The sequence below is a fragment of the Williamsia sp. Leaf354 genome (assembly GCF_001424365.1).
Lineage (GTDB): Bacteria > Actinomycetota > Actinomycetes > Mycobacteriales > Mycobacteriaceae > Williamsia_A.
In genome coordinates this window covers 636,342-648,530 of the sequence record NZ_LMPL01000005.1, presented here as the reverse complement: position 1 = coordinate 648,530, position 12,189 = coordinate 636,342, and the positions used below count along the sequence as shown (strand labels likewise).

The following is a 12,189-nucleotide window of genomic DNA, read 5'->3' as shown; positions in this document are numbered from 1 at the left end:
GGTCGCGTCCTCACAGATGGCTCTTGTAGGAGTCGTAGTCCGCATCGGGTTCCCCGGTCGGACGGAAATGACTGATGTTGCGCAGCGTGTGGTCCCATTCGGACTCGTCACGCCACACCGCCTGCACACGCATCCCCATCCGCACCTCGCTCGCCTCGACATCGAGGATGAGGTGCAGGAAGCCGATGTCGGCGCCGTCGAGGAGCACATACGCGGCGACGTAGGGCGGCTTGATCTGCTGACCGAGGAACGGCACGTTGACGATGCAGAACGTGGTGATGATGCCGTGGTCCGGCAACTCCACCCGCTCACCCGCGGGCTCGCCGGTGGCCGGACTCGCCTGTCGCGGAGGGAAGTACACGCCGTCGGCCGTGCGGTTGCCGTACAACTTGCCGTTCTTGAGGCCCTCGAGGTACCAGCTCTCCTCGACGGTGGCGGTGTGGTCGATCGCGAGGCCGATCGGGGTGGTGATCATGCCCGGTGTGGCCGGGCCCTCGCCGGCGTTCGCCGGGGCGTCGGTGGCCGTGTCGCCGGGCACGAACCACGAGATGTCGTCGATGCGGCCGGTGCGTTGCTCCGACCACACGGGGACGACCCGCGCGCCGGAGGTGATCTCGTCGGGTGTGGACACCCGCACCGCGTGCAGGACGTCGGTGTCGGCGCCGTCGAGGCGGATCAGCGCCCACGCGAACGGCTCGGACAGCGGCTGCCCGGGCAGCGGTTCGGGTTGCCACGACCACGTCGTGACCACCCCGGCCGGGCCGACGGTGACGAAATCGGTCGTCGGGGCGCCGCTCGCCGGATCGAACTCGCTCGGCGGGACGATCACGCGACCGTCCGCGGACCGACCGCCGACGATCTCGCCGGCGAGCAGTCCCTCGGCGAATCTCGTCAACACCGGGCCGAGCGAGCGGGTGTAGTCGAAGCTGTTCCTCAACGGCGCGGAGAGCACCGGTGTCGCCGGTGGAGGCACCTCTGCTCTCGCCGCGGCGACGTACCCGGGCGTGGTCTCACTGATGGTCACCAATGGAGTAGAACAGGTTCTAGAATTGGGCGCAAGGAAGCGCCCTCGCCTCGACGGAAAGACGGTCGGACATGAAGCTCGGACTCCAACTCGGCTACTGGGGCGCGGGCCCGATCGACAACGCCCCGGAGCTCATCGCCGCGGCCGAGGAATCGGGGTTCGACGCGGTGTTCACGGCCGAGTCGTGGGGGTCGGACGCCTTCACCCCGCTCGCGTGGTGGGGGAGCGCCACGTCGAGGGTGCGGCTCGGGACCGCCGTCGCACAGATCGCGGCCCGGCCGCCGACGTCGGTCGCCATGCACGCGCTCACCGTCGACCACCTCAGCGGTGGCCGGCACATCCTCGGCCTCGGTGTGTCCGGTCCGCAGGTCGTGGAGGGGTGGTACGGCCAGCCGTTCGCGAAGCCGCTGGCCCGCACGCGCGAATACGTGCAGGTCATCCGCGATGTCCTGACACGTGAGGGCAAGGTCGTCAACGACGGCCCGCACTACCGGCTGCCGTACCCGGCCGATGCGCCCGGGTCGACGGGTCTCGGCAAATCCCTGAAGCCGATCACGCACCCGTTGCGCAGCGACATCCCCATCTGGCTGGGGGCCGAGGGACCGAAGAACATCGCTCTGACCGGCGAGATCGCCGACGGGTGGCTCGCGATCTACTACACCCCGCGACTGGCCGACCACTACGAGGAATGCCTCGCCGAGGGCATGGCACGCCCGGGTGCGCGACGCACCCGCGACGAGTTCGAGGTGGCGGCAACGGTGCAGGTCGAGATCACCGACGACGTGCCGGCCGCGATCGCGCGCTACAAGCCCAGCACCGCGCTGTACGTCGGCGGTATGGGCGCCGAGGAGCTCAACTTCCACGCCGAGGTCTATCGGCGGATGGGGTACGGCGACGCCGTCGACGAGATCGGGGCCCATTTCCGGGCCGGTCGGAAGGAGGCCGCCGTCGCCGCGGTCCCCGACGAGATGGTGCGCGAGACCATGATCGTCGGCACCGCCGACGAGGTGCGCGCGGAGATCGGTCGGTGGGAATCGGCGGGGGTCTCGATGCTCATGGTGACCGCCCGCTCGGTCGACCTTGTTCGCGAGTTGGGTGCTCTGGTCTACTCTGACCCCGACAGGTAGAACACGTTCTCATTTTGGAGGTCGCAGATGGCGGACAACGAAGCTCCGATCGGTCTGTGGAACATCGCTCGCGCAACACCCGACGCGGTCGCTCTGATCGATCCGTCGGGCTCGCAGATCTCCTACGGCGAGCTCGTCTCGCGGGCCAACCGGCTCGCCAACGGGATGCGTGCGCACGGTCTGTCGACCGGCGACACCCTCGTCATCGCGATGCCCAACTGCATCGAGACGGTGTGCCTACAGTTCGCCGCTCTGCAGATCGGGCTCTACCTCGCGCCGGTCAACTGGCACCTCACCGGACCCGAGATCGCGTACATCCTCGGCGACAGCGAGGCCAAGATCTTCGTCGCCGACGAGCGCTTCGCCGAGTCCGCGGTCATCGCGGCCCGCGAGGCCGGCATGGCTGCCGCAGACCTCTTCGCGCACGGGTCCATCGACGGGTTCCGTGATCTCGACGAGTTGGTCACCGACGTCGACGACTCCGAACCCTCCGACCGGACCACCGGTGCGCCCATGCTCTACACCTCGGGTACCACCGGCAAACCGAAGGGTGTCCGGCGACCGCTGCCCGGTGTCGCACCCGAGCAGGCGGCGATGGGCGGCATCGGCTTCTTCGGCGTGATGGGACTCGTGCCCCACGACGACCACGTGCACATCTGTGGATCCCCGCTCTACCACACGGCTGTCGTCAACTTCGTGATGATCTCGATCCAGTTGGGCCACACCGTCGTTCTGATGGACAAGTGGGATCCCGAGGAGATGCTCCGACTGATCCAGGAGCACCGCGTGACCCACAGCCACATGGTGCCGACCCAGTTCCGCCGCCTGCTCGCGCTGCCCGAGGGGGTGCGCACGAAATACGATGTCTCGTCGCTGCGCAACATGATCCACGGAGCCGCGCCGTGTCCGCGTGAGGTGAAGCAACAGATGCTCGAGTGGTGGGGCCCGGTGGTCACTGAGTACTACGCGGCCACCGAGGGCGGCGGGACCACCATCTTCGGCGACGAGTGGCTCACCCACCCCGGCTCGGTGGGCAAGGCGTGGTCGTACTCGATCGTCAAGGTTCTCGACGACGACGGCAACGAGGTGCCGCGCGGCGAGAGCGGACAGGTCTACATGGAGATGAAGGGCTCCTCGTTCGAGTACTACAAGGACAAGGAGAAGACCCAGAAGGCAAGGGTGGGAAACATGTTCACCACCGGCGACATCGGGTACATGGATGACGAGGGCTTCCTCTATCTGCTCGACCGCAAGAACGACATGATCATCTCGGGCGGGGTCAACATCTATCCGGCCGAGATCGAGGGTGAGCTGGTGGTGCACCCGAAGGTCGCCGACGTCGCGGTGTTCGGTGTCCCGCACTCCGATTGGGGTGAGGAGATCAAGGCCGTCGTGCTGCCCGCCGACGGCGTGGTCGGTGACGACGTGCTGAGCGAGGAGCTGATGGACTACGCCCGCGCACGCCTGGCGAAGTTCAAACTCCCGCGCTCCATCGACTACGTCGACGAGATGCCCCGCGACGACAATGGCAAGCTGTACAAGCGCAAGCTCCGCGACCCGTACTGGGAGCGCGCCGAACGCGCCATCTGACTGTCAGGCAATGCTTGACAGAGGTCCCTTTCGTGCGTCAGGCTGAACCTGACACGAAGGAGATCAGCAATGTCCTACATCGACACGGCCTGCGATGCCGACGTCGCCGCTCACGTCCGAGCGGTCACGTCGGCGGCGGCCATCGAAGCGGGTCGCTGTGCCGACGATGTCATCGGCACCGGCCCTCTCCCCGGCACCCCCGAGTGGGATGCCGAGCAGGCCACCGCCACGCCTGCTGAGAGGTCGATCGCCTGGCACCTGCTGAGCCTGCGCATTCAGGTCGCCGCCGGACTCGACGGGATCGAGACGGTGGTGGTGCTCCGGGTGCAGGGCGCGCCGTGGGCGGCCATCGGTCGGGCGACCGGGATGAGTCGTCAGTCGGCGCACGAACGGTGGGGGGCGCGAGCCCGCGCCGTCCTCGACCCGGTCGGATCGGGTCTTCCCTCGATCGTCGCGGACGACGATCCACGGTGACGCGGTAACCCCGAAGTGGGCCCTGCTCCCTTGACCGCCCGTCGTACACATGTCAGGCTCGGCCCTGATGCAACGACGCCGAGAGATGTCCATCGTCGAGAGGGCTCAGGGCCCGTCTGCTCAGATGGGTTCACGAGTCCGATGAAGGCGATCATCGGAACGTATCGGAAACGGCAGTACATCGACCGTGCGCTGGACTCCCTCCGCGCGCACGTCGCAGGTGTCACCGAGTTCGTCTTCATCGACGACTCCGGTGACCGTGAGAACGCCGACTATTTGCGGACATTCGGCACGGTCGTGGAGACCGGTGGATCCGGTTACGGACGCGCGATGAGGGCCGCCTGTGCCGCGGCCGAGGGGGAGATGTCCCTGTGGTGGGAAGAGGACTTCACCGCCGTGACCGACATCGACCTCGATCACATGGCCGAGATCCTCACCCGCCGGCCGTACCTCGCACAGCTCGCACTGCTCCGCGGGCCCCACTTCCCCGTGGAGCACGAGCACGGCGGGGTGATCGAAGCGCTCCAGGCCGACGGCCACGAGTTCCGCGAGGTCGACGGTGTCATCGAACACACGGCGACTTTCACCGGCAACCCGTCCGTGTGGCGGGGATCGGTGTTCGCCGCCGGCTGGCCCCGCCGCCGCTGGTCCGAGAACAAGAAACGCCGCAAGCTACTTCGCGCCGGATACCGATTCGGGTACCTACCGGGCATTCGCGTCGAGCATGACGGAGAGCGGTCCGGACACGGCTACTGAGCTGTTCGGTATGTCCCGGGTGTCATCACCGTGATGTGCGCGATCACGCATGTTCGCTCAAACATGTTGTATGACAACCACTTACTGGACATGCTGGCACGTGTTCGGTAGTCTCGAACATGTATTCGAGATCCGGGGGGATTCATGATCGCGCTCGGCGAGACCGATGTCGCTGCTCTGCAGCGCGTGGTGTCGTCGTTGCGGGATCTGGGTAGCGCTTCCACCGAGTCCGAAGCAGTCGAACGCATCTCGCTCCTCGAGGCGATCAAGGCGGGATGCGCTGCGGCACAGGCCGTGGAGACGATGCGACTCGAGGAACTCCGCGTCGAATCCGAGTCCGCCGCCGGCGTACCGAAGGCGCGCCAGGGCCGTGGATTGGCCGCAGAGGTCGCACTCGCCCGCAAAGCGTCCGGCTCTGCTGGTGGTCGGTATCTCGGGTTTGCGCGTGCGGTGATGCGCGAGATGCCACACACACGAGCGGCGTTGGCGGCCGGTGTCCTCACCGAATGGCGGGCGACGATCCTCGTCCGGGAGACCGCGCACCTCACCCCGCACGATCGCGGAGAGATCGACCGCCGCCTGTGCGCCGATGTGTCGGTGCTTGAGGGTGTCGGGGACCGCGCGTTGGACGCCGAGGTGAAACGGATTGCTTACGAACTGGATCCGCAGGCTGTAGTCGACCGGCACGCCCAGGCAGCGAAGGACCGCCGCGTGTCGACCCGACCCGCGCCCGACGGGATGGTGCGCCTGTCGGCGCTGCTGCCGCTGGTGTCCGGGATCTCGGTCTATGCCTCGCTGAAGAAGCACGCCGATGCCACCGTCGGCGCCGACGACCGCACCCACGCGCAGGTCATGGCCGACGCCCTCGTCGAACGTGTCACCGGCGCCGCGACAGTCGACGCCCTGCCGGTGGCGGTCAATCTGGTTGTGCCCGATGACGTTCTCCTCGGCGACAGCACGGCCGCCACGCACGTGAGCGGCTACGGACCGATCCCCGCCGCCACCGCCCGCGCGATAGTGGCCACCTCCCTCGATGCTGACGCGGCCACCACATTGCGGCGGCTCTACAAGGCCCCGTCGAGTGGAGCGCTGGTGGCGATGGACTCCACCGAGCGCCTGTTCCCGACCGGATTGAAGCACTTCTTCGATCTGCGCGACGAATCGTGTCGCATCCCCTACTGCGATGCACCGATTGCCGAATACGACCACGCCGATCCCCACGCCCGCGGCGGCGACACCTCAGCCGCCAACGGCGGCGGCATGTGCCTGGCCCACAACCGGGCCAAACAGAATCCTGGTTGGCGGATGACCACCGCCGACCACACCGACACGACTCGCCATACCGCGACCGTCACCACACCCACCGGCCACAGCCATGTCTCCCGAGCCCCGGCGCCCCCGGGTCACCACGACGAACCCGTCAGTCTCATCGAACGACAACTCCGAGCGCTGCTCGACGCCGCCTAGACCACAGCCGGTGATCGCTTCGCTCTGCGCGTAAGTGCTGGTCAGCGAGACGTTCACGCTGTCACAGTCGAGAGATGGAGCTGCTCTTCCTCGGTGGAACCGGCTTCCTCGGGCGCGCACTGGCCGCCCGCGCCCAGCATCTCGGCCACGACGTCACCTGCTTGGCCCGAGGCACACAACCACCGCGCCCCGGTGTTCGCTTCGTCGGCGCCGACCGCGACCGGGACGACGGGTTGTCAGCGGTCTCGAACCGGACGTGGGATGCCGTCATCGACCTCACCTCACAACCGGTGCACGCCAGACGAGCGGTGCGAGACGTCCGAGCGCGGCATCGGGTCTATGTCTCGTCGAGCAGTGTGTACGCGCAGTCGAACGTGCCGGACCGATCCGAGTCGGCACCCATACACCGACCCCTGGCGAGCGGAGTGATGACGAGCCTCGAAGACTACGGCGCCGCAAAGGCCGCGTGCGAGCAGATCTACGCCGACGCGGGCGAGTCGTCGACCATCGTCCGTCCCGCACTGATCGGCGGGTTCGGGGACCAGTCGGGTCGGTCCGGCTATTACCCCTGGCGGTTCGCGAACCCCACAGGCGCGGATGTCCTGGTCCCCGACGGGGCTTTCCCCACAGCTCTCGTCGACGTCGACGATCTGTCGGAGTGGCTACTTCTCTGCGCATCGCGCTCCGACCGCGGAATCTTCAACGTGGCGGGTCGCACCACCGATCTCGCGGGGGTGTTCGCAACCTGTCGGGTGATCGTCGGTTCGCCGGCCCGGGTTCGGTCGGTCGCCGACGATGCCCTGCTCGCGCAGGGAGTCGCCCCTTGGGCGGGGCAGCGATCGTTACCCCTGTGGGTTCCCGATCCCGATATGCGCTTCGTGGCGACGCTGAACTCCGACCTCGCCCGCAGTCGAGGATTCGAGTCGAGGCCACTGCGCGAGACACTCGCGGCAGCATTGCGATACGAGCACCAGCGAGCGGGCGCCCGACCGGCTGGGCTCACCGACGACGAGGAGGTCGAACTCCGAGCGCTGCTCGACGCCGCCTAGGAGGTCGTCGACTCGGCCATCTGCGGCGAGCGCGCTCGCAGGCTGAGCTCGAAACCCCTGGGCAGCATGGTGAGACGCTCGTCGACGTCGAGCTGGTAGTCGGGATCGCCGCTGAGGTCGAACCGGTGGAGCATCGAGGCCAGCACCAGCACCGCCTCGTGGATGGCGAACTGGCGACCGATGCAGGCACGCGCTCCGGCACCGAAAGGCTTGTAGCTGTGCGCCGGTCGCTTCTTCACGTTCACGGCGAGGAAGCGGTCGGGATCGAACTCGTCGGGGTTCTCCCACACTGCGGGATCCTTGTGCACGAGACCGAGTGAGACGACGGCGTAGTCCTGTGGCCGCATCGTGTATTTGCCGGCGAGCGTGGTGGTCTCGCGGGGACTGCGGGCGAAACCGGGGACCGTGGGCCAGATCCGCAGCGACTCGTCGAGAACCCGCCGGATGTAGCGGAACTTGCTGACCTGCTCGAACGACGGCATCGCCGCGGGGTCGTCGCCGAGGATCTCGTCGGTCTCGGCCTGGGCGCGCGCCAGGCAGTGTGGATTGCGGGCCAGGAAGTACAACGCGAACGACAGTGCGCCCGAGGTCGTCTCGTGGCCTGCGACGAGGAACGTGAGGATCTGGTGTCGGATGTTCACCGGCGACAGCTTCTCGCCGGTCTCCGGATGGGCGGCGTTCAGCATGATGCCCAGGAGATCGTGCTGGTCGGTCGAACCGTCGCGCGCGGCGATCAACTCGTCGAGCATCCGGTCGTTGTAGGCCTGATGGTGCGCGTACCGGCGATCGGCGAGGCGGGCGAGCACCTCACCGCCCGGGATCGCTCGGAACGCCCCCTTGCGACGCCCGTTCTCGAGAGCACTCACCATCGCCTTCACGAAAGGATGCGGCTTGGCCGTGCTGAATGAACCGAAGTCGTGACTGAACGCGCTGCGGCTCAACGTCTCCATGGTCAGCTTGGTCATGTCCCGCGAGATGTCGACCGGGCCGTCGGCGATCCGAGGGCGCCAGTAGTCGAACAGTTCGGTCGCGGTCTCCACCATGATCGGGTGATACGACGCCATCGCCGACTTCGTGAACGCCGGCATGAGGAGCTCATGCGCCAGCTGCCAATTCGGCTCGTCGCTGTGTGCGGTGAACAAACCGTCGCCGGCGTAGTCGCGCAGCGCCTCCACCGCCGGCGGCAGGGCCTTGCCGAACCTGGTCTCGTCGCACAGCTCCGCGGCGAGCTCGGCACTGCCGACGAACACGATCTTCTGGCGGAACGCCTGCAACTCGAAGATCGGTCCGAGGCCGACGGAGTTCTCCAGCATGCTCTGGATCGGACGGCTCGGCTGGAAGGTGAGCAGATCACCGACCAGGGGGAGGCGCCTACCGGCATGCGGGAACTGCTGACCGGACCAGTTGTTGCGAATTCTCCAGACCACGACCCGAGGATGCTCCGCTACTGAACCCGTGTCAAGTAGTCGGATCCCCGGGCGGACTAGGCTCGACACGGTGGCCACCCGTACACGCATGACCCCCGAGCAACGTCGGGATCAGCTGCTCGATCTGGGTGCTGAGCTGTTCGCGTCGCACCCGTACGACGAGGTCCACATCGAACGCGTCGCCGAGCTCGCCGGTGTCTCGCGGGGGCTGCTCTACCACTACTTTCCCGGCAAACGGGAGTTCTTCGTCGCCATGCTGGTCCGTGAGGACGCGGCCCTGCTGGACGAGACCGCGCCCGACCCGGCACTCACACCTGTGGAGCAACTGCGCCACGGTGTCGACGCTTTTCTCGACTACTGCGTGCGACACGAGTTCGGCGTGCGGGCGGTGTTCCGGGGCGCGGTGAGCAGCGACCCCGAGATCGTCGCGATCGTGGCGAATTCGATCGATCGTCAGGTCGAACGCATTCTCGTCGCGACCGGCGGCGGCAACGATCCGGCGCCGATGGTGCTCGTGGCGCTGCGCAGCTGGATCTACCTGCTGCGCGCGGCGAGCTACGAGATGTTGTCCGACAAGCGCGTCCGCACCGACGACGTCATGGCGATGTGCATGTCGGCGTTCTTCGGTGCGGTCGCCGGACTCTCGCCGGACGTCCTCCCCGAGGGACTGCGCGAGATCCTCGCGGAGCGCGACGTCACTCCCCGGTGAACTCCGGGGTCCGCTTCTCGGCGAACGCCTTCGGCCCGATCTTCGCGTCCTTGCTCATGAACACCTGCTTGCCGAGTTCGGCGTCGACGGTGAACGCCTCCTCCTCGTGCATGCCCTCGGTGTCGCGGATGGTCTTGAGGATCGCCTGCACGGCGAGCGGACCGTTGGCGGCGATGAGGTCGGCGATGGCCAGCGCCTTGTCCAGGGCGGTGCCGTCCGGGACGACGTAGCCGATCAGTCCGTAGTCGAGCGCCTCGGTCGCGGTGATGTGGCGGCCGGTGAGCAGGATGTCGGCCGCGATCGTGTACGGGATCTGGCGGACGAGGCGCACGGCGCTGCCACCGAGGGGGAACAGGCCCCACTTGGCCTCGGAGACACCGAACTTGGCGCTCTCGCCGGCGACGCGGATGTCGGTGCCCTGCAGGATCTCGGTGCCGCCGGCGATGGCCGGGCCCTCGACCGCGGCGATGAGCGGCTTGGTGAGGCGCCGGCCCTTGAGCAGCGCCGGCATCTTCGTGAGATCCCAGCCACCGGAGGCGAAGCCGTCGCCGGGCGCGCGCTTGTTCATGGCCTTCAGGTCGGCGCCCGCGCAGAAGTAGCCGCCGGCACCGGTGAGAATCGCGGTGCGGATGCTCGGATCGGCGTCGACGCGGTCCCAGGCGTCGGCCATGATCTCCATCATCTCGCCCGAGAGCGCGTTGCGGGCCTGCGGTCGGTTCATGGTCACGATCAGGGTGTGTCCGCGCTGCTCGACGAGGCAGTGGGGCTGCGCGTCGGCCCCGCCTGTCGCGGTGGTCGGGGTCTCGGGTGTCGACACGGACATGCTCACTTCTTCCCGCTGGCAACGTGGGTGATCGGACGCTTGCCCAAAACGGTAACACGTTCTAGTTTTGTGGTCATGGCCTACAACATCGCCGACTTCATCGAGCACGCGGTCGACCTGATGCCCGAGCGCACGGCGCTCGAGACTGACGGTGATGCGCGGACGTATGCCCAGCTCGAGGCCGACGCCAACGCGCTGGCCCACCAGCTGCGCGCCCTCGGTATCGCTCCCGGCGACACCGTCGGGGTCTACAGCCGCAACACCCTCGAATGCGTCGAGGCGATGGTCGCGATCTTCAAGGCGCGTGCCGTGATGGTGAACGTCAACTTCCGCTACGTGGAGAGCGAACTCGAGCACATCTTCACCGACTCGGAGATGAAGGTGCTCATCTATGAGCGCCAGTTCACGCAGAAGGTCGCCAAGGTGCTGCCGAAGGCGCCGAAGCTCAAGCACCTGATCGTCATAGAGGACGGCGTCAGCCCCGACATCGCCGATGCTCTGAACCACGGGCACCTGACGGCCGATGCGATCGAGTTCACCGACGCCATCGCGAACAACTCGTCGGAACGCGACTTCGAGGAACGCTCCAACGACGACCTGTACATGCTCTACACCGGTGGCACCACCGGACACCCCAAGGGCGTGGTGTGGCGCCAGGAGGACGTCTACCGCGTCCTCGGTGGCGGCACCGACTGGTTCAACGGCGTCCCCATCGACGACGAGTGGAAGTTCGCCAACGACGGCGCCGCCGGCGGCCAGCTGGTGCGCTTCCCGATCCCGCCCTTCATCCACGGTGGATCGCAGTGGGCGGTGTTCCAGGCGCTCTACGGCGGCGGCAAGGCGATCATCTATCCGGAGTTCGGGGCCCACCAGACGTGGGAGATCGTCGAGCGCCACAAGGTCAACGTCATCTTCATCACCGGAGATGCCATGGCGCGTCCCATGATCGACGCGCTGCTGGAGAAGGACTACGACACGTCCTCGGTGTTCTCGATCGCCTCGTCGGCGGCGTTGTTCTCCCAGAGCGTCAAGGACCAGTACGTCGACAGGTTCCCCAACGCGATGATCATCGACGCGATCGGTTCGTCGGAGACCGGCTTCGGCGGCCTTGCCGCCATCACCAAGGGGGCCGACCACGCCGGTGGACCTCGCGTGAAGGCCGACCCGAACACGGTGCTGCTGCGCGAAGACGGCACGGTGATCCCGGTCGGCTCCGAGGAGGTCGGCGTGATGGCCCGCACCGGGAACATCCCGCTGCGCTACTACAACGATCCGGTGAAGTCGGACAAGACGTTCAAGGTCTACGACGGTGTCCGCTACTCCATCCCCGGCGACTTCGCCCGGTACGAGTCCGACGGCGCGATCACGATGCTGGGTCGCGGCTCGGTGTCCATCAACTCCGGTGGCGAGAAGATCTACCCCGAAGAGGTGGAACAGGCACTCAAGGCCCACCCCGACGTGTTCGACGCCGTCGTCGTCGGCGTTCCCGACGAGCGCTACGGCCAGCGCGTGTCGGCGGTGGTCGCCACGCGTGACGGCGCCCGACCGTCTCTGGCGAGCATCAACGAGGTCGCCCGCACCGAGATCGCCGGATACAAGTGCCCTCGCAGCGTCTGGTTCGTCGACACCATCAAGCGCTCACCGGCCGGCAAACCCGACTATCGGTGGGGAACCGGGATCACCGAATCGCGTGAGGCCGACGAGACCCTCGCGGTCAGTTCGACCCGCGTCTAGACCGCGTAT

Annotated in this window: 11 protein-coding genes; 8 read left to right on the top strand and 3 right to left on the bottom strand. The window is 67.2% G+C overall.

Features of this window, described 5'->3' with window-relative positions; translation table 11 throughout:
- Positions 1-10: 10 nt before the first annotated feature.
- Positions 11-1,018: a Zn-ribbon domain-containing OB-fold protein gene (locus ASG12_RS19620; RefSeq protein ID WP_055793898.1), complete on the bottom strand. Its 1,008-nt coding sequence runs from the start codon at positions 1,016-1,018 to the stop codon at positions 11-13.
- 77 nt (positions 1,019-1,095) lie between these two features.
- Here ASG12_RS19620 and ASG12_RS19615 point away from each other — a divergent pair, with 77 nt between their 5' ends.
- The 6 genes from ASG12_RS19615 to ASG12_RS19590 all read left to right on the top strand — a co-directional run bounded on the left by ASG12_RS19615 (position 1,096) and on the right by ASG12_RS19590 (position 7,487).
- Complete coding sequence (locus tag ASG12_RS19615; RefSeq protein ID WP_055793329.1) at positions 1,096-2,151, top strand: LLM class F420-dependent oxidoreductase; 1,056 nt, start codon at positions 1,096-1,098, stop codon at positions 2,149-2,151.
- Positions 2,152-2,178: 27 nt separating this feature from the next.
- Positions 2,179-3,741, top strand: a complete 1,563-nt coding sequence (locus tag ASG12_RS19610; protein ID WP_055793326.1) for an acyl-CoA synthetase — start codon at positions 2,179-2,181, stop codon at positions 3,739-3,741.
- Positions 3,742-3,810: 69 nt separating this feature from the next.
- The gene (locus ASG12_RS19605; RefSeq protein WP_055793323.1) at positions 3,811-4,215 is read left to right on the top strand and encodes a hypothetical protein; all 405 of its coding nucleotides are present in this window, start codon (positions 3,811-3,813) and stop codon (positions 4,213-4,215) included.
- A 141-nt stretch (positions 4,216-4,356) separates the two neighbouring features.
- Positions 4,357-4,971, top strand: a complete 615-nt coding sequence (locus tag ASG12_RS19600) for a glycosyltransferase (RefSeq protein ID WP_055793319.1) — start codon at positions 4,357-4,359, stop codon at positions 4,969-4,971.
- 144 nt (positions 4,972-5,115) lie between these two features.
- Positions 5,116-6,438, top strand: a complete 1,323-nt coding sequence (locus tag ASG12_RS19595) for an HNH endonuclease (RefSeq protein ID WP_082502173.1) — start codon at positions 5,116-5,118, stop codon at positions 6,436-6,438.
- A gap of 119 nt (positions 6,439-6,557) precedes the next feature.
- On the top strand, positions 6,558-7,487 hold the full coding sequence (locus ASG12_RS19590) for an NAD-dependent epimerase/dehydratase family protein (RefSeq protein ID WP_235457821.1): 930 nt from the start codon (positions 6,558-6,560) through the stop codon (positions 7,485-7,487).
- On the opposite strand, the gene ASG12_RS19585 is transcribed toward ASG12_RS19590, so the two are convergent.
- The gene (locus tag ASG12_RS19585; protein ID WP_235457623.1) at positions 7,484-8,914 is read right to left on the bottom strand and encodes a cytochrome P450; all 1,431 of its coding nucleotides are present in this window, start codon (positions 8,912-8,914) and stop codon (positions 7,484-7,486) included. The two genes, ASG12_RS19590 and ASG12_RS19585, sit on opposite strands and share 4 nt — an antisense overlap.
- 70 nt (positions 8,915-8,984) lie before the next feature.
- On the opposite strand from ASG12_RS19585, the gene ASG12_RS19580 reads away from it, so the two are divergent.
- Entirely contained in the window at positions 8,985-9,623 is a 639-nt protein-coding gene (locus ASG12_RS19580; RefSeq protein WP_200932819.1) for a TetR/AcrR family transcriptional regulator, read from the top strand.
- On the opposite strand, the gene ASG12_RS19575 is transcribed toward ASG12_RS19580, so the two are convergent.
- On the bottom strand, positions 9,610-10,446 hold the full coding sequence (locus ASG12_RS19575; RefSeq protein ID WP_055793894.1) for a crotonase/enoyl-CoA hydratase family protein: 837 nt from the start codon (positions 10,444-10,446) through the stop codon (positions 9,610-9,612). The two genes, ASG12_RS19580 and ASG12_RS19575, sit on opposite strands and share 14 nt — an antisense overlap.
- A gap of 75 nt (positions 10,447-10,521) precedes the next feature.
- Here ASG12_RS19575 and ASG12_RS19570 point away from each other — a divergent pair, with 75 nt between their 5' ends.
- A complete protein-coding gene (locus tag ASG12_RS19570) occupies positions 10,522-12,180 on the top strand; it encodes an acyl-CoA synthetase (RefSeq protein WP_055793308.1) in 1,659 nt (552 codons plus the stop codon).
- The last annotated feature ends 9 nt before the right edge of the window (positions 12,181-12,189 follow it).